Source organism: Arthrobacter gallicola, assembly GCF_014836775.1.
In the GTDB taxonomy this organism is placed as follows: domain Bacteria; phylum Actinomycetota; class Actinomycetes; order Actinomycetales; family Micrococcaceae; genus Arthrobacter_B; species Arthrobacter_B gallicola.
The window spans coordinates 221,181-241,153 of sequence record NZ_JACSQD010000006.1; the positions used below are offsets into that span (position 1 = coordinate 221,181).

A 19,973-nucleotide genomic window follows, 5' to 3' on the forward strand; every position below is an offset into this window, starting at 1 on the left:
CCGACTCAGTCCCCGGCGTGCGCCTGAAGGAACGAGTACACCTCGGTCTCATCCACGCCGGGGAACGCACCCGGGGGCAGCGCCGCGAGCAGATGCGAGTGCGCCCGGGCACTCGGCCAGGCCATCCCCGACCATTCCGAGGCCAGCTCCTGCGGCGGTGTGCGGCAGCAGTCCGGATCCGGACAGCGGGACTTGGACCGCTCGGTGGTGTCCCGGCCGCGGAACCACTTCACATGCGCGTACGGCACCCCGATGCTCAGCGAAAAGAGTCCACCGGAGCTGCGCTCGGTCCGGGCGGTGCACCAGAAGGTGCCGGCCGGGGTGTCCGTGTACTGGTTGTAGGCACTGAACTTATCCGGCACGGAGAACACTTCGCGGCTGGTCCAGTACCGGCAGATCGGCTGGCCCTCGATGGCGCCGGTGTGATCGGAAGGAAACGTCACGCCGTCGTTCTCATAGGCCTTGTAGACAATGCCGCTCTCGTGCACCTTCTGGAAGTGCGTCCGGATGTCCAGGTGCCGGGTCGCCAGGTTGGTGAAGCGGTGCGCGGCGGTCTCATAGGAGACGGCGAAGGCATCGCGGATGTCCTCGACGGCGATTTCCTTGGCGGCCTTGGCCCGCTGCAGGAACTCCACCGTGGCTTTTTCCGGCAGCAGCAGCGCAGCGGCAAAATAGTTGGTGGCCACCCGCTGGCTGAGGAACTCACCGTAGCTGCGCGGCGTCTGGTGATCCAGCACAAAGTGCCCCAGCGCCTGCAGCAGCACCGAGCGGGGATCATGTTCCGAGCGCTGTGACTGGGTGAGGTAAATCCGCTTGTTCTTCAGGTCCGTGACGGAGCGGGTGGAGTGCGGCAGGTCGGAGACGTGGTGCAGGCTGAAGCCCAGGTGCGCGGCGATATCCGCAATCACGTGCTGGGACAGCGGCCCGGTGGTGTGGCCCACTGAATCCAGGACCTGCTGGGCCGCCTGCTCATACTCCGGAAAGTAGTTGTCCCGCTCCCGCATCATGGCCCGCAGTTCGCCGTTCGCCCGCCGGGCCTCCTCCGGCGTGGCCACCTGTTCATTGAGCCGGCGCTCCAGTTCGGACTGCAGACCCACCAGGGACTCGAGCACGTCCAGGGGCAAACGCGAAGAAACGCGAACCTTCGGCAGGCCCAGGGACTGGTAGAGCGGGCCGCGCTGGGCGCGTTCCAGTTCGATTTCCAGGGCTGCCCGGCGGCTCGGCGGCTCCGCCCCCAGCAGCTGGTCGATGCTCACATCCAGTGCCTTGGCCAGGGACTGCAAAAGCCCCAGTTTCGGCTCCCGCTTGCCGTTTTCAATCAGCGACAGCTGGGAGGCCACGGTCCCGACGGCGGCCCCCAGGTCATCGAGTGTCATGCCTTTGCCCTTGCGCAGGTGGCGGACCCGGCGGCCCAGGCTGATGACGTCCAGGGCGGGCTCCGCACCGCCGTCGTCCTCTGTTCTGCCGGCGGGAACGGGCCGGTTCCATGTTGCGCTGGTCACAAATTCACAATAAGCGAAGAAGTGCATTTCTTTCCAGAGAAAACCCCTAGAAAGGGGGTTGTTATTGCCGGAGTGTTGATTCCACAGCAAGGAAGCGCCGGATTCACCTAGCCCGGAGCTCGCACCGCAACCGAGGAGACCAACGGCCATGACGCAGGAACAGAGCAACGCAGCACGCACCGCCGAGCAGCTCGCCCAGGAATGGGCCACCGATCCCCGCTGGGACGGCATCGAACGGGACTACACCGCCGAGGACGTCGTCAAGCTCCGGGGCCGGGTCCAGGAAGAGCACACGCTGGCCCGCCGCGGCGCGGAGAAGCTCTGGGACCAGCTCCGGAATGCCGGCGACGAGGGCTACACCAACGCGCTGGGTGCCCTCACCGGCAACCAGGCCGTGCAGCAGGTCAAGGCTGGGCTGAAGGCCATCTACCTCTCCGGCTGGCAGGTCGCCGCCGACGCCAACAACTCCGGCCACACCTACCCGGACCAGTCGCTCTACCCGGCCAACTCGGTGCCCACCGTGGTCCGCCGGATCAACAACGCCCTGCTCCGCGCAGACCAGATCGAATTCGCCGAGGGCATCCAGTCCGTTGACGACTACCTGGTGCCGATCGTGGCCGACGCCGCCGCCGCCGAAGCCGGCTTCGGCGGCCCGCTGAACGCCTACGAGCTGATGAAGTCCATGATCCAGGCCGGCGCTTCCGGCGTTCATTGGGAAGACCAGCTCGCTTCGGAGAAGAAGTGCGGCCACCTCGGCGGCAAGGTCCTGATCCCCACCAGCCAGCACATCCGCACCCTGAACGCTGCCCGTTTGGCAGCCGACGTCGCGGGCACACCCACCGTGGTGATCGCCCGGACCGACGCCGAAGCGGCCACGCTGATCACCTCCGACGTCGATGAGCGGGACCAGGAATTCATCACCGGCGAGCGCACCGCTGAAGGCTTCTACAAGGTCCGCAACGGCATCGAGCCCTGCATCGCCCGGGCCAAGGCCTACGCACCGTACTCCGACCTGATCTGGATGGAGACCGGCACCCCGGACCTGGAACTGGCGCGTAAGTTCTCCGAAGCCGTCCGTTCCGAGTTCCCGGACCAGATGCTCGCCTACAACTGCTCGCCGTCGTTCAACTGGAAGAAGCACCTGGACGATGACACCATCGCCAAGTTCCAGCGCGAGCTCGGTGCCATGGGCTTCAAGTTCCAGTTCATCACCCTCGCCGGCTTCCACGCCCTGAACTACTCCATGTTCGACCTCGCCCACGGCTACGCCCGCAACGGCATGAGCGCCTACGTGGAACTGCAGGAACGCGAGTTCGGTTCCGAGGACCGCGGCTACACCGCCACCAAGCACCAGCGCGAAGTCGGCACCGGCTACTTCGACGCCATCGCCACCGCCCTGAACCCCGAGGGCAGCACCCTGGCACTGGCCGGTTCCACCGAAACCGCCCAGTTCCACTAAACCCACCGGGCCGGTCCGGGTGCCGCGGTTTACCCGCGGTACCCGGACCAGCCAGCACCCCAGAGTTTTGACACCCGCCAAGGAGCACGCCATGAATGATCCGATCACCCTGAACGGCATTTCCCTCACAGCAGCGCCGATCCGGCGCCAGGAGGAAATCCTCACCCCGCAGGCCCTGGACTTCGTCAAGGCGCTGCACCAGGCCACCCACACCCGCCGTCAGGAACTGCTTCAGGACCGCCAGGCCCGCCGGAAGCAGATCTCCAACGGCGCCGACCCGGCGTTCCTGCCCGAAACCCGGCACATCCGCGAGGACGACTCCTGGCGCGTGGCGCCCACTGCCCCGGGCCTCGAAGACCGCCGGGTGGAAATCACCGGCCCGGTGGACCGGAAAATGAGCATCAACGCCCTGAACTCCGGCGCCAAGGTGTGGCTGGCGGACATGGAGGACTCCTCCACGCCGTCGTGGTCCAACGTGATCAACGGGCAGCTGAACCTCCGCGACGCCCTGGACAACCGGCTCACCTTCACCTCCCCCGAGGGCAAGGAGTACCGGGTCACCGGCTCAACCCTGACCGAGCTGCCCACCATTGTGGTCCGGCCCCGCGGCTGGCACCTGCCGGAGAAGCACATGCTGGTGAACAACACCCCGATCGCCGGCGGAATCGTGGACTTCGGCCTGTACTTCTTCCACAACGCGCACCGGCTCATCGCCGAAGGCCGCGGCCCGTACTTCTACCTGCCGAAGATCGAGAACCACCTCGAGGCCCGGCTGTGGAATGACATTTTCATCCTGGCCCAGGATCTGCTCGGCATTCCGCAGGGCACCATCCGCGCCACCGTGCTGATTGAGACGATCACCGCCGCGTTCGAGATGGAGGAGATCCTCTACGAACTGCGCGACCACGCCGCCGGACTGAACGCCGGGCGCTGGGACTACATTTTCTCGGTGATCAAGAACTTCCGCACCCGCGGGCCGCGCTTTATCCTCCCGGACCGCAACCTGGTGACCATGACGGCTCCGTTCATGCGCTCCTACACCGAGCAGCTGGTGCGGGCCTGCCACCGCCGCGGCGCCCACGCGATCGGGGGCATGGCCGCGTTTATCCCCAACCGCCGGGACAAGGCAGCGAACGACGTCGCCCTGGAGCGGGTGCGCGCGGACAAGACCCGCGAAGCCGCAGACGGTTTTGACGGTTCCTGGGTGGCGCATCCGGATCTGGTGCCCGTGGCCCTTGAGGTGTTCGACGGCGTCCTCGGTGACCGCCCGAACCAGCGCGAACGCCTGCGTGAGGACGTGATTCCGAATGACAAGGACCTGCTGAACATCGCCGCCACCCCGGGCATGATCACCGAGGCCGGTATCCGCAGCAACATCGAGGTAGGCATCCGCTACATCGAGTCCTGGCTGCGCGGCAACGGAGCGGCCGCCATCAACAACCTGATGGAGGACGCTGCGACCGCGGAGATCTCCCGGTCCCAGATCTGGCAGTGGATCCACTCCTCCGCCGTGACCAGTGACGGCGAGATCATCACCGCGCACTGGGTGCAGGAACTGCTGGAGGAAGAGTTCGGGCAGCTGGAGCGCTTCCCCGGCGACCGGTTCGACGACGCCCTGGAGCTGTTCGAGGAAGTGGCCTGCGGGGAACACTTCCCCACCTTCCTGACCGTCCCCGCCTACGCACGGTTCCTGCATGAATCGCGTGAACCGGCGGCTGCGTAACCGGTCTCCAAGGCGGGGCACGGCAGGATCTCCCGCGACGAGGCCGGGGCTGGACGCACAGGCGTCCAGCCCCGGCTTCTTTGCTGTGCAGGCTGCGGGGTCCGGCACCAGTGCGTGCCGGGTCCTGCGGCATCAGGACCCGGACCGGCAGCATCAGAACACCCCGGTGGCAAGGCGTAGAATGGGTGCGCCGCCATTCCGGCGCCTCCCCCACCCCCAAGGTGTTCTTGCATGTCTTCATTTGCCCAGGCTTTGGCCCGCGGGCTGAACGTCCGGCACATCCGTTTTATGGCACTCGGCTCGGCCATCGGCACGGGCCTGTTTTATGGATCCGCCGCAGCCATCCAGGCCGCCGGCCCCGCAGTTCTCCTCGCCTACATCATCGGCGGAGCAGCCGTTTTCCTGGTCATGCGGGCGCTCGGGGAAATGGCAGTGCGGCATCCGGTCTCCGGATCCTTCGGCCAGTACGCCAGCCGCTACCTTGGCCCGTTCGCCGGCTTTATCACCGGGTGGACGTTCGCCTTTGAAATGGCCATCGTCGCCATCGCGGACGTCACGGCCTTCGGCATCTACATGGGGTTCTGGTTCCCGGATGTTCCACGCTGGATCTGGATCCTCGCCGTCGTGCTGTTGATTGCAGCACTGAACCTGATGCGGGTGAAGGTGTTCGGGGAGACCGAGTTCTGGCTCTCAATCATCAAAGTCGCCGCGATCATCGCGATGATCGCCGGCGGTGCGGTGATTATCATCTTCGGCTTTGGCCTGCCGGGCGGGGCGAACCCGGGCCTGGACACTCTGCTGGGCTCCGGCGGCTTCTTCGCCAATGGGTTCTGGGGTCTGCTGGCCTCCTTCTCGGTGGTGATGTTTGCCTTTGGCGGCATCGAGACGATCGGCATCACCGCGGGTGAGGCAGACAACCCCAAGAAAGCCATCCCGGCCGCGGTGAACACCGTGCCGGTACGCATCCTGCTCTTCTACATCGGCGCGCTCTCCGTCCTGATGATGATCTTCCCGTGGCAGGACATTAATGGCGAGACCAGCCCCTTTGTGCAGATTTTCGATGCCCTGGGCATTCCGGCGGCGGCACACATCCTCAACGCCGTGGTCATCACCGCCGCACTCTCTGCCATCAACTCAGATACCTTCGGCGCAGGCCGGATGATGTTCGCCCTGGCCAAACAGGGCCAGGCACCGGCTGGATTTGCGCGGATCTCCCGGCACGGGGTGCCCTGGATGACGGTCCTGGTGATGGCAGCCGTACTGCTCGTCGGCGTCGTGCTTAATGCTGTGCTGCCCGAGTCGCTGTTCCTGGTGATCGCGTCGATCGCGACCTTCGCGACCGTCTGGGTCTGGCTGATGATCCTGCTCTCCCACATCGCGATGAAACGCGACATCAAGCGGCGCAACCTGCCGGCGTCGGAATTCGGCGTACCGTTCTGGCCTGTGGCGTCCTACGCCGCGCTGGGGTTTATGGTCTTCATCGTGGTGCTGCTCGGCGTTATGCCGGATACCCGGATCGCACTGGTTGTCGGCCTGGGCTGGATCGTGCTGCTCTTCGCGGCCTACCGGCTCTGGATCCGCGGCGCCGGCCGCGAACGCGCCGTGCTGGCCGATGAAACCGGAGTGGAGCTGGACGCGGCGGACCTGCACGGCTGACGTACCGGCCGTGTCAGGGACAGGGCGGCAGCGCCTTGTCCACCAGCCAAGGCGCCAGCACCGCAGCGGGATCTATTCCGGTTCCGGCATATCTCCGGCCGGCCAGTTCCAGAAACTCGGTCGTAGAGGCATTCCCGTACCGGAACTCTTCGGTCCAGGAACGCACCAGCCCAAAAAACAGGCTGTCCGGAGCCGAGCGCCGCAGCGCGTGCAGTGCCAGTCCCCCGCGGACATACAGACGGTCATCGAACATCCGCTCCGGTCCTGGAGAGACCAGGCAGAGGTTCTCCGACCGGCGTGAGAGCCATTGCCAGGCCTCCATGCCCAGCTCGTCCGCGGATTGCCGTCCGGCCGCTTCAGACCACAGCCACTCCGCATAGGTGGCAAACCCCTCGTGCAGCCAGATGTCCTGCCAGCCAGCCGCAGTGACCGAGTTGCCAAACCACTGGTGAGCCAGCTCGTGGGCCAGCAGCCGCCGGGATTTGCGGCCAAGATGGTTCCGTCCCAGGACGGTGACGGTCTGCGCTTCCAAGGGGATTTCCAGCTTGTCCTCGGTGACCACCACCGTGTAACTGCCGAATGGGTACGGCCCGAACCAGTGCTCGAAGGCCGCGAACATCCGGTCCTGCTCCGCCAAAGCTGCCCGGGCTTTGGATAACAGCCGGTCTGGAGCGGCGAGCAGCTGCACCGGGCTCGTCAGTTCTGGGCCCGGGGTGCCAAGGCGCACCTGCTCATATCTACCGATCTGCACCGTGGCGAGGTACGCGGGCATAGGCTCGGGCTGATCGAAGATCCAGGTCCGCCGCCCGGCCTGCGCCGTTTCACCGCTGCAGGTGCCGTTGGCAATCACCCGGTATTCCTCCTCCACCGTTACCGCAAACCGGTAGGACGCCTTGTCTGCCGGGTGGTCATTGCAGGGAAACCAGGTGGGTGCGCCTGCCGGCTGGCCGGCGGTCAGCGCGCCGTCGGTCAGTTCCTCCCAGCCGATGCTCCCCCACGGACCGTCCAGCGGCTGGGGAAATCCGGTGTAGCGGATCCGCAGCGCGAATACCGCGCCGGAGGTGAGCCGGGCCGGCAGCGTGATCTGCAGGTGCTGCCTGTTCTGGGTGAAGGGGAGCTGCATACCGCCGGCTTCGACCTGGCTGACTGCCAGCTGGGCCTGGAGATCAAGGACGACGCCGGCCAGCGGCTCCCGCGCCACCAGCTCAAGATCGGCTGTCCCGGTCAGGAGGTTGGCGGTTACTGAGTAGTCCAGATCAAGGCTGTACCTGGTGACAGCATATTCAGTGTGCCCGTGGCCGGGCGCATAGTCGATGTCAGCGGACTGTGCCTGCTGAAAATGTTCAAGGGAGGGGTCGGCGGCGCGCATGGGGCCTGATCCTGCCAGCCCAGCGGGCTTTTGTCAGCCGTAGTAACTGACTGGTTGCCCCGGTTCCAACGCCGGCGCTTATTTATCTGCGTCTTCGGCGGTTTTATCTGCGTCTTCAGCGGTGCGCTGCCAGCGCGCCTGAGTCGCCTCCGGGAGCTCCTCCCACGGCGGAGCCGGGGGCATCCAGAGTCCCGGAAGCAGCTGCATCCGTTCCTCGTACAAGGCTTTTCCCTCCGGGTAACCTGCCGAAGAGTCACTCTGGCCCGTTCCCGGGAGGTCTCCGAAGCTGTTTCCCATGATGTAAAAGTCTAGCCGTGCCGCTGCCGGTGCCGAACCGGTCGGTTGCGGGTGGGTCACAGAAGGAAGCTATTGGGGCACTTGGGCTTCCCGTTCGGCTGCTTCAGCCCGTTCCGCCCGTTCCGCCCGTGACGAGCGCAGCTTGGCAACGAGGTAAGCCGCGAAGAGGGCAACGGAGAACCCGGCGACGGCGTACGGTTCCCAGTGAGGATCTGCCGCTTCGGCCTCCCGTGCCGCAGCGGCTTTGGCCGCTGCGCGTTCCTCCACTGCCCGCTCTTCCGCTGCTTGTTTCGCTGCCTCGCGGGCTGCTGCAGCGGCGTCGGAGCGTGCGGTGGAGGCGATAAACACGTCGTCCTGGATTCCCATGACCATCCGGTCCCCCGGGACAGCGCTGCGCAGGAAGGTTGTCACCGTCGCAAGATCGGTGGAGATGCATCCCCAGGTTTTGGCGTTGCCGGCATGCAGAAAAATGGCGAAGGAGGCTCCCTGGGTGACGGGCATGTCCGGCGGCCGGTTCCAGTTGATGACCGCCGCCTGCTCGTAGAGCCCGCTGTTCATATACCGCCACAGGTTCTCATCTGCCGGACCTCCAGTGCCCTCAAAATACTGGTTGTACGTTGGCCCTTTTTCACCGCCCCAGCGTGATGATTCGTTTACGGTGTAGTACGCCAGTTCGGTTCCCGGATTCTTCCGGCCAAGTGCCTCGGTAACAGTGAAGGTCCCGGTGGGCGAGTACAGCGTGTTCTCCCACATCCGGCCTGCAGGGGCGAACCCGCTGCGGCCGGCGAACCCGGTGGCCTGCCACTCCTGCTCATACCCTCCGTCCCCGTCTGCAACGCACCCGGTGATCAGCACCTCCGACTCACCGTAGGCGCGGGCGGTGGCGAACGTGACCCTGTCGGCCGTACCGACGTCGAACTTCACTTCATCTGCAGCCAGCCGGGCACAGGGATTGGGCGACACACCGCTGATTGCGGCTGCTGTCGGGGACGGCACAGCCGCTGGTGCAGTTGCTGCGGCGCCCGCCGTGGCCGTTGTTGTCACACCAGCAGTGGCCGTTGCTGTTTTCTCCGGGGGCAGCGCAAGAACCGGCGCCGCCCCCGGAAGGAGCAGCGCCGCAGCGGCACTCAAGGCCGCACTGATGCGCGGAATCCCGCGCAGTTCCGCTTTCACGGACCGGGGAGGGGTGGGTCGGGATCCCCGTCGCCGGTCCGGTGCTGGCCGGGTTCAGGGGTACGTGTGCCGGTGCTGTGCTTAGCGCGGCCCGCACGGTCAGTGGCCGGAGCGCCCGCACGGTTGGTGGCCTGGGTGCCTGCACGGTCGGTGGCCGGAGCGCTGCCAGCGCGGGCGAGCACGGTCTTACGCGTGCGGTTCACTGCCGATGAGACCAGATGCTCCAGCGGCCCCTGCCCCCGCTTCCGCGCCCAGACGAGCGCGAAGGCCGTGAACAGGCCAACCTGCACCAGCATGGAGATCTCCGGAGCGTCTGCCAGCAGGCCGGTGGCCAGCAGAAGCAGGTGCGCGGTGTAAAGCGTGAGTGTCATCGACCCCATAGCCGCCAGGGGGAAGAAGACCGGGCGTGCCCACTGACCCAGCAGGAGCAGCGCCGCCAGCACGGCAACGGAGATGCCGATGGTGTTCAGGATGACCAGCGGGGTGCTGGAATACGGCGCCAGTCCGGCCAGCCACCACCAGGAATCTGTGGGCAGGGTTGTTCCCGGTCCCCACGTCAGAGTGTCGCTCACCATTACCGGATCGCCATAGAGCGCTTCCAGGCTCTTCCGTCCCCCGCCCGGTCCCAGCAGGAACGCGGAGACCAGGGTGGTGAGGAGCGCCAGTCCGCAGCCGCCGGCGAACAGGCCGGTCTGCACCCGGCGGCTGCGCAGATCCAGCCTGCCGATTGCCAGGCCCGCACAGATAAACGCCATCCATGGCAGGGCCGGGTACACACCGGTAAGCAGAAGCTGGGCGGCCGTAACGTCAAAATGGGTGACCAAACCGGAGATGGTGGGTTGGTCCACCCCCGGGTCGGGAAGGTAGTCGCGCAGCCCCTGCATCAGGAAGGGCATCAGCAGTGCGGTCAATCCCGCCAGACACATCAAAGCACGCGCTGAAAGCCTCAGCAGCGGCAGCGCCAGCAGGAACATCACGCCGTAGTACGCGAGGATCACCTGGGCCTCAATGTCCAGGTATCCCAGCAGCAGCCCGATCACTGCGATGATGCCCGCACGGACCGCAATTCCAGCCCGGGTGGCGGTCATGGCCGGCCCGTTCAGGCGGCGGACACCTCCGGAGGAGAGCGCAAGCGACAGCCCGGCCAGTAAGGCAAAGAGGGCGACGCCGCGCCCGGCGAAGAGTGACCAGGCCCAGGTCGGCTCTAACTCATCATTCACGGACGGCAGAATGTGGATGGCCATCATGGCCAGCAACGCCAGCCCACGGGCCGCGTCCACCCCCAACAGCCTGGTCTTAGCCGGAACCGTGCCGGTTGCCGCACCTGCCCGGTGACCGGGCAGGTGTCCCTGTGCTGTTCCTGTGGGAGAACGCTCCGGATCCGCTGTCATTGGACTTGTGCGGGCAGGAGCACTTCGGAAAGCCCGGAGGTCTCCACGTCCTGCAGGAAGAGAGCCAATTCCGGCCCGGTGAGGTCCACCAAGGGAAGCCGCACCGGTCCGGAGGGAAGGCCAAGCCGGTTCAGCAGGGCCTTGATGGAGGCGGCTGCGGGGGCGCGGAAGGCACCGGTGTAGACGGGCAGCAGGCTGCGGTGGATCTGAAGTGCATCCTTGACCCGTCCCTCACTGTAGGCGGCGAGGAGTGCTGAGAGGCGGTGCGCAGCGACATGGCCAACCACGGAGACGAATCCTGCCGCCCCCACGGAGAGCAGCGGCAAATTGAGCGCGTCGTCCCCGGAGTAGTAGGCCAGGCCGGTTTCGGCAATGACCTTGGACGTGGATTCCAGGTCACCCTTAGCGTCCTTCACGGCCACGATCCGGGGATGCCTGGACGCGGCTGCCAGCGTCTCGGGGCTGATCGCCACCCCGGTCCGCTTCGGAATGTCATAGAGCATCACCGGAAGGTCAGTGCTGTCAGCAACTGCCAGGAAGTGACGCAGCAGCCCGGCCTGGGACGGACGGGAGTAGTACGGCGCCACGACGAGCAGGCCGTCGGCGTACTGGGCCGCCGCTTCCTGTGCCAAGGCAATACTGTGTGCCGTGTCTCCGGAGCCGACGCCGGCAATCACCTTTTTACCGGTTCCCTGCAGAACGCTGGAGGCGGCGTGCACCATGGAGGCCTTCTCCCAGTTGGAAGTGGCGAAGGACTCTCCTGTGGTGCCGTTGACCACCACCCCGTCGTTCCAGCCGTCCCGGCACAACCAGCGGACCAGTTCTGCTGCGCCCGGCTGGTCCAGTTTGCCGGCGGCGTCGAACGGCGTCACCATGGCCGTGAGCACGCGGCCGAAAGCAGCTTCCGCCACCGGGGATTCCTGGAATGCTGTTTCGCTGAACATCTTCTCTCCTGCTCTATCGTGATTCGGTGAGGGCGCGCCTGCGGCCGTGTGGACGGCGCGGATCAGCATCTGGGGTCAAAGCATCCCGGTGGACCGGAGCGGCGGCTGATCCGGCGACGGCGTCCCAGTGGGTCAGTGGGTTTCCGTACCAGGTGCTGTGGGCCGGCACGCTTTCTTCGCGCATGACCAGCGAGCAGCTGCCGACGGTCGCCCCGTCCTCGATGGTGCTGCCGGGAAGCACAATGCTGTTCGGTCCCAGGGTTGCCCCGGCTCCGATCCAGACGGAATCCATCCGCATGATCCGTTCGTGGAACAGGTGTGTCTGCAGCACGGTGCCCCGGTTGATGCTTGCACCCTTACCGATTTCGATGAGATCGAATTCCGGCAGCCACCAGGTCTCGCACCACACCCCGCGCCCCACGTTCGCGCCCATCCAGCGCAGCCAGGCGTTGAGCATGGGCGTGCCCAGAGACATCCGGACGAGGCCGGGAACCGCAAGCGATTCAGAGAAGACATCCGCCAGTTCATTGCGCCATACGAAGGAGCTCCAGAGCGGATGTTCCGAAACCTTGAACTGTCCCAGCAGCAGCCACTTCGCCGCGATTGCCACCAGGGACGCCGCGATTCCGCTCGCAAGCAACACCGGACCGGACCACAGCACGGCTGCCCACAGACCGGCTTCATCAGAGATGAACGCCAGGACAAAAACAGTGGCCAGCGCCAGCCAGACCGTGATGATTGCCGGAATAATGCGGCACGCCTCCACGGCGGCGCGGGCCAGTTTCAGCCGCAGCGGCGGGTCATAGGTCCGTGACGAGTCGCCTTCCTCAACCGGGCGGGGGAGTTCGACCGGCGGCCGTCCGAAGAAGGAGGAATATTCCGGCATGTCAGCCGGAGCTGAGGACAGCACGGCGATGAGCGAGTTGTCCGGCACGCTGACACCGCCGCCCACAATCGCGGAGTTACCAACGAAGGACTTCTCCCCCACCTGTGACGGGCCAAGGGAGAGCCAGCCCTGCCTGACCTTCGCCACGGAGACCATGGAGTGGTCAGCCAGGAAGGCGCGGTCGCCGACGTCGGTGAGGTGCGGAAGGGTTTCCACGGTGGAGATTTCAACGTTTTTGCCAACCTTGGCGCCAAGCCATTCCATCCACACCGGAGTCAGCAGACCAGCGTACAGCGGGTACATGGAGATCAGGTTCTTCGCCAGCAGCTGGTTCGTCAGCCACGCTGCCCAGCCGGTCGGACCGTCCAGGGGATGCATCCCCGCCGGCAGCAGCGATCGGAGCATGCGGACGGAAAAGACTGTCAGTGCCAGGTAGGTGCCCATGGTCAGCACCACAAAGACGGGGGCCCAAAGGGCCAGTTCAAACAGCGCCGGTCCAAGGTCCCGGGCGTCCTGAAGCAGCAGGAGGACCAGCATCGAGCCGGGGAGTACCGCCAGCAGCGTCATGATGGTGAGCCAGGACAGGCCCGCCGTGTACAGCAGGTTCATCCCCGCCGGGCCCTTGGCTCCGTGGTTCTGGGGCCAGCCTTCACCGGCCGAGCCGAGGTATTCCATCGGGGATCCGGACCACTTTTCGCCCGGGGGCACCTGCCCTGAGACAAAGGTTCCCGGTTCAATCTCACTGCCGGCACCAATCCGTGCGTCTCCCGTGACCGTGGAGCGCGCCCCTACCCGGCTGTGCGCGCCGATCCGGACGTGCCCAATGTGCAGAAGGTGGCCGTCGAGCCAGTGCCCGGCGAGGTCCACTTCATATTCTACGGCGGCACCGTCATCAATCTGCGCCAGCCCGGTCACCGGAGGCATGGCTTCCAGGTGCACGTTTCGCCCGATGCTGCAGCCCAGTGCGCGGGCATACCAGAGTCCGAGCGGGGTTCCCATGATGGGTTCGAGCTTGCCGTACGTGACAATGCGTTCCGCTGCCCAGAGCCGTAGATGGGTTCCTCCGCCGCGGGCATAAACGCCGGGCCGTATCCGGAACAGCAGCGTCCGGCACGCAAGGATGGCGCCCAGCATGCGGGCCGGAAGGCTGTAGAGCACAAACCAGGCGGCCACCAGCGGCAGCAGCGGCGGATTAGGCGTCCATGGCGTGGCCAGCACGTTGCTCATGACCCAGCAGACGATCGCGATCCCGGTGACGTAGCGCAGTCCGGTGATTGCGTAGAGCCCGGCGATCAGCGGGGCTTGAACCAGTCCGGTCCACCAGGGGGTGTTCGGGACCTCGCGCTTGGCGGCGCCGTTGTCCGTGGTCTGGCGAAGCCGCTCGGCCATCGCGAGGAGGGAGGGATTGGCATAGATATCGGCAATGGAAACCTTCGGGTAGCGTTCCCGCAGCGCCGAGACAAGCTGCGCGGCCGCGAGGCTCGCGCCGCCCAGGGCGAAAAAATCGCTGTCCTTGGTCAGTGGCTGCGGGCCGAGGAGGTCCGTCCAGCGCTGAGCGAGCCAGCGGAGGTCAGCGTTGAGCTCCACCTCGACGTCCAGCTGCTGCTCCACCGCTTTTTCGGGGACGCTGAGCGCGTTGCGGTCCACCTTGCCGGAGGATTTCATCGGCAGCTCGTCGATGATCCGCAGGGTGGGAACCAGTGTGGCCGGCAGCCGGGTACTGAGTTCGGTCCGGGCGCCTGCCAGGTCCACCTCCCCCGGTGCGGATTCAACCAGGTAGCCCACCAGAATCTCGTTGCCGCTGGCCGTAACCTGCACGGCGGCTGCGGCGCTGGTGACTCCCGGCAGGGCCGTCAGCGCGTGGTCGATCTCCCCCAGTTCCACCCGCCGGCCGGCGAGTTTCACCTGTTCGTCCAGGCGGCCGGCGAAAATGAGTCCTTCGCGCTCGGCCCGCACCTTGTCTCCGCTGCGGTACGCGCGGTTCCAGCCCAGGGAGGGCAGCGGCGCGTACTTCACGGCGCTGATCTCAGGGTCCAGGTAGCGGGCCAGGCCGACGCCGCCAATCACCAGTTCGCCTTCCTCGCCCCAGGCCACCGGGTTGCCGTCCGAATCCACGACGGCGAGGTCCCAGCCTTCCAGCGGAAGGCCGATGCGGACGGGATCGGTGCCGTCCAGCGGCGCAGCGCAGGCGATGACGGTGGCCTCGGTGGGCCCATAGGTGTTCCAGACTTCCCTGCCCGGCCCCGAAAGCCGGGCACCGAGTTCCACGGGGCAGGCTTCGCCGCCGAAGATCAGCAACCGGATTCGGCTGACGATCTCCGCCGGCCAGACTGAGGCCAGGGTCGGCACGGTGGAGACCACCGTGATTTTGCGTTCCAGGAGCCATGGACCGAGGTCAATGATGGAGCGGACCACTGAGCGGGGTGCCGGGACCAGGCAGGCACCGTGCGCCCAGGCCAGCCACATCTCCTCGCAGGAAGCATCGAATGTCACGGAGAGTCCGGCGAGGACCCGGTCTCCCGGGCGGAGCGGTTCGTCAACGCAGTAGAGACGGGATTCCGCGTCAACCAGCGCGGCAGCGGAACGGTGCGTCACCGCAACACCCTTGGGCTTGCCGGTGGAGCCGGAGGTAAAGATGATCCACGCGTCGTCCTCGGGATGCGGTTCCGGACCGCTGCCGTGGATGGGCACACCCTGCCGTACGGTCAGCTGCAGTCCTTCACCGATCACGGCGCAGACTCCGCCTTCGGCCCAGACAACGTCCGCGCGGCCCGAGGGCTCGTCGGCGTCGACCGGTACATAGGCAGCGCCGGAAAAGAGGACTCCCAGGATGGCGATATACAGATCCATGGTCCCGGAAGGAACCAGGATCCCTACCCTGTCTCCGGCACCGATGCTCGCTGACCAGAGTTTCCGGGCCAGGGTGTTGACCCGGTCGTGGAGCTCGGCATAGGTCAGCGTTTCCGTTCCGTCATCGAGAGCCGGCGCCGATGGATACGCTGCTGCCGTTTCGGTGAAAATGTCGACCAGTGTGCGCTGCTCCGGCGCGGGGCCGCCGTAGTAGACGGCCCGGTCCGGCGCGAGCGTGGTGCGGCTGAATACCCGCTCCCGGTCGGCTTCCGTCCGGGCCGGCGCCGTGGTGCTGCCTGTGCGGGTGCTTTGACGGATTCCCTTCGTTGTACTCAGTGGTTCGGACCGGTCTTCGGACAGCGTCATCGGGTTTTTCTTCCTTCGTGGCACGGCATGGCATGGCTTTTGTGCCGCATTGCCCTGTCTTTCAGAAGACACTCGATCAAGCGGCCTCAAGTAGCCTAGGGACGGCTTTCAGACCTGAACATGAGTACCGCGGCCTGCCCTCTACGGTCCGGTACGTAGCCGGACCGGAAGCCATTACTGGTGCTCTACTCGTTCCTCCGCCGCTGACCTCGTGATACTCAAGGTTCACAGGCAACTCCCAGAAAGCGCATAGCCTCAGCACAGTCCACATTGTTTGCCTCAGACCAGCCGTCCAAGGCAAAGTGACGGGCAAGCGGCGCTCAACCGGCGGAAAGAACCGCCGTCGACGCAGCATTTGAAGGGGATCCATGAGCACTTCCGGCACCACGCCAAAAGTTAGGTTTACGGGAATTGATGCGGCGCGGGGAATCGCTCTGATCGGCATGATGGCGATCCATGTGCTCCCGGAGGTGTCGGACGATTACGGCCCTACCTGGTCCTGGTCTCTGTTCGCTGGAAAGTCGGCTGCACTGTTCGCTCTGCTTGCCGGAGTCACCCTGGCACTTTCGGCTGGCGGAGTGCGTCCCAAGCGGGGCCTGGATCTGGCGGCGGTACGCCGGGGAACCGCGGTGCGGGCGGTGATCGTCGGCGCGATCGGACTAACAGTCGCCTATATTGATATGCCCGCTTTCATCATCCTGGCCTACTACGGCGTGATGTTCCTGCTGGCGGTTCCCCTGCTGGGTCTTTCCGCGCGGACGCTCTTTGCAGCGGCGGCGGGCTTCGCCATCCTGGGCCCAACCCTGATGGCACTCCTGCGCGGCTACCTGCCCGCACCCGGGTTCGACCCAACGTTTACGGCCCTGTTCACGGACCCGTGGCAAACCGTGACCCAGCTCCTGCTGACCGGGACTTATCCGGCCATCCCCTGGATGGCGTACATCTGTGCCGGGCTCGCCATCGGGCGGCTGCGGCTCGGGGAATGGAAAACCCAGACGGCGATCCTGGTGGCGGGCGCCGGCACCGCCCTCGCCGCTGCCTTGGTCTCTGCCTTGCTGCTGGGACCGCTGGGCGGCCTCGAACAGATAGTGGCCGCCACCCCGGACATGGACACCGAAGCGGTCCGTGATGTCCTCATCTGGGGACCATCCGGATACCTGCCGACGACGACGTTCTGGTGGTTCGCCATCCTTGCTCCGCACTCCACCACTCCACTGGACCTCCTGTACACCATTGGAGTTGCCGCGGCCGTGCTCGGTGCCATGCTCCTGCTCAGCCGGGTTGCCGAACGCTACCTGCTTCCGCTCGCTGCGGCAGGCAGTATGACGCTGACCCTGTACACGGGCCATCTGCTGATCCTGGGCAGCGGCTTCTACGAGGACCAGCCGGAAGTTTCCCTGGTGCTGCAGGTTGCTGCGGTGATCGCATTCGCCCTGATTTGGCGGAGGTTCCACAGCCAGGGGCCGCTGGAAGAGCTGGTGGGAAAGGCCGCCGGCGCGGCCCGCCGGCGGGTGCTGGAACGGGGCAGGCAAGTGCCCACAGCTGAAAACGGACCGGGGACATCCTGAGCTGGAGCCTGATCATGGGGGCCGGGGTTAGGCTCGGCTGCGGTACTCGACCCGGACCTCCCCAGCGGCCGGCACGGCCGCGGCAGCGAACAACCCGGGTGAAAGCATCCGGGTATCCAGGTCCATGACTGACATTCGTCCCCCGGACGGCCCGGCGGCCACGGTGGAATCCGCGGTGAGCTCCACTCCCACGTCAACCAGGTGCGGCGCGATCCGCAGCCCGTCCCCCGAGGCTTTAAGGACCGCTTCTTTCCGGGTCCACAACCGAGCCTGGCGCACTGCCCGCTCAGCCGGCCCAACGGCGTCGTACTGTGCCTGTTCGGCCTCCGTAGCAATCACCGCGTCCAGGCGGGGATCACCGAACCCGGTGACATCCGCCAGATCCACTCCCACAGGCCCGGTGGCGCTGGCTCCGGCGAGCAGCCACGGTCCGCAGCGGCTGAAGCTGACCTGGAACGGCACTGGCTTTCCGTGCACCAGGTAGCGCGGAATTCCGTGGCTCTGTGTCGAGGCAGCACGGCACTGCGGGCATTGGTAGTCGGCGGCGGCCACCGCAGGGTCGACGCCGGCGAGCGCGGCCACGAACCGGCGGGCTGCCTGCCGGGAGGCGACAAAACGGCGCTGCACCGCCGGTATTGCGAAGGCCCGGGCGCGCAGCAGTTCGGCCGGAGTCAGCGGAGCTTCCGCCGGGTCAGGTTCCTCCAGCGGTAAAACGGCGACCGTCAGCAGCACCGCGGGCGCGCGTGCTGCGGTTCCCCCGGTTGCCTCAGTTCGTGCCCCAGTCCAGGTTGTCATCCCGCCGCACCCTACCTGCTGGCGGCGTTTCGGGGAATCCCCGCCGCGGCAGCCCCGAGCAGTCCTGGATGGCGCTGAGGAATAAACCGGAGGGTTCCGGACGTTGCGGACCTTTGTGTTGGTTGAAATCTGGTCCGATATCGGATGTCCCTGGTGTTTTATTGGCAAGCGGCGCTTTGAGACCGCCCTGTCCCGCTTCGAGCATGCGGCGGAGGTGGAGGTCCGCTGGCGCAGCTACCAGCTGGATCCCTCCGTGCCCGAGCATTTCGACGGCAGCGAGGTGGACTACCTCAGCAAGGTCAAGGGCATGGACCCGGCCCAGGTGGCGGGAATGCTGGAGCATGTTTCGTCCCAAGCCGCTGGCGAGGGCCTGAACTACCGGTTCGACGAGCTGGTGGTGGCCAACAGTTTCACCGCTCACCGGCTCATTCACCTCGTACGGGACTCCGGTGGCGAGAAGGCCGCGGCGGCCGTCAAGGAGGCGCTGCTCTCCGCGCACTTTGAAAAGGGCCTGGACATCGCCAGTCATGATGTCCTTGCAGAGATCGGCGCCCAGGCGGGCCTGGATCCGGAGACCGTGCGCTCCACGCTCGCCGGCACCGGCTACACCGAGGCGGTGGAGCAGGACGTAGCCGAGGCCCGGGCCCTGGGTGTCAGTGGTGTCCCGTTCTTTGTGCTGGACCGCAGGTACGGCATTTCCGGAGCGCAGCCCGCCGAGCTATTTGAACAGGCGCTGGCCCAGGCATGGGAAGCCGGGCACCAGCCGCTGCAGCCCGCAGCGGCGGCCGCATCTGCCGACGGCGCCGCCTGTTCAGCGGACGGCTGCAGCTAGCGCCAGCCTGGTTTCTCCGTTGTCTGCGGGCACAGGAGGCTGCAGTGCTCCGGTGTCTACAGTGCTCCGGGTCAGGCTACTGCGACTCCGCTGACGGGGAACTGGTGGCCCACGGACAGCTGATGGGGCCGGGAATGGCTGCCTGCGCCTTTTCCACCGGCACCAGGCCGTCATACGTGGAGCCCAGGACCACGTCCACCGAGGAGTCTCTTCGGTCGTCCTGGATGTAGTGCGTGGAGGGGATCTGCTGCTGCACGGTGAAGGCAGCCGCTTCACCGCCGGGTCCGGACAGGATGATCGCTGTCATGCCTTCCCGGTTCACCGTGCTGTTCCCCGTTTGCTGCACGTTGAAACCGCGCGCTTTCAAGGCTTCGGCCACTTCGGTGGCCAGCCCGGGAGTCGGCGTCGAATTGTAGACATTTACCGTCACGGTATCCGGCGCCTGGTAAAGGTACGGTCCGGCCGGACAGTCGGTCTGCGCCGCCGGCCGGATGTCCGGACGCGGGAGATTGATCCAGCCTGCGGCGATGCCCTGCACCACAATGGCTGCTGCGATCACGACGGCGATCAGTAGTCCCAGGACCACCCCGTGGAAGGCGCGCCGCCGTTTCGCGCGGCGCTCCGCGGCGTCGTCTTCTCCGTCATTGAAGACCGTGCCAAGGTCCTCCTCGGTCACGATCCTGTGACCGTGCCATTGTGCCGGGTCGCCCTTTGCATGAGCGCCGTCAGGTTGCCCGCGAGGGGGCTGGTTAGTCATCGATCACGAGCACGCGTGCGTGCAGGATAGTGCGCTGGTGCAGCGCGGTCCGTACGGCCCGGTGCAGTCCGTCTTCCAGGTACATAGTGCCCCTCCATTGCACGACGTGCGGGAACAGGTCTCCAAAGAAGGTGGAATCCTCGGCCAGCAGCGCGCCGAGATCAAGGGTGGCTTTGGTAGTCACCAACTCATCCAACCGAACCTGCCGGGGAGGTACCGCTGCCCAGTCCTTGGGTGTTACGTATCCGTGGTCGGGGTAGGGGCGTACATCGCCAACAGCTTTGAAGATCACTAACCCAGACTAGAGAAGTTAAGCACCCAAGGAAACAGGACTCCCCGGCGGCAGGCCCGGTATTACGCGGCTTTGAGGTGACTGGATGCCGGTGGAAGCCCCCGGAACGGGAA

Annotated in this window: 15 protein-coding genes; 5 read left to right on the forward strand and 10 right to left on the reverse strand. The window is 66.0% G+C overall.

Annotated features, from left to right (window positions below):
* Window positions 1-5: 5 nt before the first annotated feature.
* Window positions 6-1,529 carry a helix-turn-helix transcriptional regulator gene (locus tag H9639_RS13545; RefSeq protein ID WP_191808603.1) on the reverse strand — a complete coding sequence of 508 codons (1,524 nt, stop codon included), beginning with the start codon at window positions 1,527-1,529 and terminating at the stop codon, window positions 6-8.
* Window positions 1,530-1,650: 121 nt separating this feature from the next.
* On the opposite strand from H9639_RS13545, the gene aceA reads away from it, so the two are divergent.
* The 3 genes from aceA to H9639_RS13560 all read left to right on the forward strand — a co-directional run bounded on the left by aceA (window position 1,651) and on the right by H9639_RS13560 (window position 6,340).
* Window positions 1,651-2,961 carry an isocitrate lyase gene (aceA, locus tag H9639_RS13550; RefSeq protein WP_191808604.1) on the forward strand — a complete coding sequence of 437 codons (1,311 nt, stop codon included), beginning with the start codon at window positions 1,651-1,653 and terminating at the stop codon, window positions 2,959-2,961.
* A 91-nt stretch (window positions 2,962-3,052) separates the two neighbouring features.
* Window positions 3,053-4,684: a malate synthase A gene (gene aceB, locus H9639_RS13555; RefSeq protein ID WP_191808605.1), complete on the forward strand. Its 1,632-nt coding sequence runs from the start codon at window positions 3,053-3,055 to the stop codon at window positions 4,682-4,684.
* 231 nt (window positions 4,685-4,915) lie between these two features.
* Complete coding sequence (locus H9639_RS13560; protein WP_191808606.1) at window positions 4,916-6,340, forward strand: amino acid permease; 1,425 nt, start codon at window positions 4,916-4,918, stop codon at window positions 6,338-6,340.
* Window positions 6,341-6,353: 13 nt separating this feature from the next.
* Here the strand turns inward: H9639_RS13560 and H9639_RS13565 are convergent, their stop codons facing one another.
* From H9639_RS13565 to H9639_RS13590, 6 genes are all read right to left on the reverse strand, one after another.
* Complete coding sequence (locus tag H9639_RS13565; protein WP_191808607.1) at window positions 6,354-7,709, reverse strand: M1 family metallopeptidase; 1,356 nt, start codon at window positions 7,707-7,709, stop codon at window positions 6,354-6,356.
* Window positions 7,710-7,787: 78 nt separating this feature from the next.
* A complete protein-coding gene (locus H9639_RS13570) occupies window positions 7,788-8,006 on the reverse strand; it encodes a hypothetical protein (RefSeq protein WP_191808608.1) in 219 nt (72 codons plus the stop codon).
* A 69-nt stretch (window positions 8,007-8,075) separates the two neighbouring features.
* Window positions 8,076-9,050 carry a hypothetical protein gene (locus tag H9639_RS13575; RefSeq protein ID WP_191808609.1) on the reverse strand — a complete coding sequence of 325 codons (975 nt, stop codon included), beginning with the start codon at window positions 9,048-9,050 and terminating at the stop codon, window positions 8,076-8,078.
* 125 nt (window positions 9,051-9,175) lie between these two features.
* Complete coding sequence (locus tag H9639_RS13580; RefSeq protein WP_318242093.1) at window positions 9,176-10,459, reverse strand: heparan-alpha-glucosaminide N-acetyltransferase domain-containing protein; 1,284 nt, start codon at window positions 10,457-10,459, stop codon at window positions 9,176-9,178.
* 107 nt (window positions 10,460-10,566) lie between these two features.
* Window positions 10,567-11,514: a 4-hydroxy-tetrahydrodipicolinate synthase gene (dapA, locus tag H9639_RS13585; RefSeq protein WP_191808611.1), complete on the reverse strand. Its 948-nt coding sequence runs from the start codon at window positions 11,512-11,514 to the stop codon at window positions 10,567-10,569.
* Between the two features lie 13 nt (window positions 11,515-11,527).
* Window positions 11,528-15,616 carry a Pls/PosA family non-ribosomal peptide synthetase gene (locus H9639_RS13590; protein WP_191808612.1) on the reverse strand — a complete coding sequence of 1,363 codons (4,089 nt, stop codon included), beginning with the start codon at window positions 15,614-15,616 and terminating at the stop codon, window positions 11,528-11,530.
* 368 nt (window positions 15,617-15,984) lie between these two features.
* Here H9639_RS13590 and H9639_RS13595 point away from each other — a divergent pair, with 368 nt between their 5' ends.
* Window positions 15,985-17,184: a heparan-alpha-glucosaminide N-acetyltransferase domain-containing protein gene (locus H9639_RS13595; RefSeq protein ID WP_191808613.1), complete on the forward strand. Its 1,200-nt coding sequence runs from the start codon at window positions 15,985-15,987 to the stop codon at window positions 17,182-17,184.
* Between the two features lie 27 nt (window positions 17,185-17,211).
* Here H9639_RS13595 and H9639_RS13600 read toward each other — a convergent pair whose 3' ends face one another.
* Window positions 17,212-17,979, reverse strand: a complete 768-nt coding sequence (locus tag H9639_RS13600) for a 4'-phosphopantetheinyl transferase family protein (RefSeq protein WP_191808614.1) — start codon at window positions 17,977-17,979, stop codon at window positions 17,212-17,214.
* A gap of 115 nt (window positions 17,980-18,094) precedes the next feature.
* Here H9639_RS13600 and H9639_RS13605 point away from each other — a divergent pair, with 115 nt between their 5' ends.
* Complete coding sequence (locus H9639_RS13605) at window positions 18,095-18,811, forward strand: DsbA family oxidoreductase (protein WP_191808615.1); 717 nt, start codon at window positions 18,095-18,097, stop codon at window positions 18,809-18,811.
* Window positions 18,812-18,887: 76 nt separating this feature from the next.
* On the opposite strand, the gene H9639_RS13610 is transcribed toward H9639_RS13605, so the two are convergent.
* Together H9639_RS13610 and H9639_RS13615 are read right to left on the reverse strand one after the other, a co-directional pair.
* The gene (locus H9639_RS13610) at window positions 18,888-19,487 is read right to left on the reverse strand and encodes a LytR C-terminal domain-containing protein (RefSeq protein ID WP_191808616.1); all 600 of its coding nucleotides are present in this window, start codon (window positions 19,485-19,487) and stop codon (window positions 18,888-18,890) included.
* 73 nt (window positions 19,488-19,560) lie between these two features.
* Window positions 19,561-19,860: a type II toxin-antitoxin system VapB family antitoxin gene (locus H9639_RS13615; protein ID WP_066299736.1), complete on the reverse strand. Its 300-nt coding sequence runs from the start codon at window positions 19,858-19,860 to the stop codon at window positions 19,561-19,563.
* Window positions 19,861-19,973: the final 113 nt, after the last annotated feature.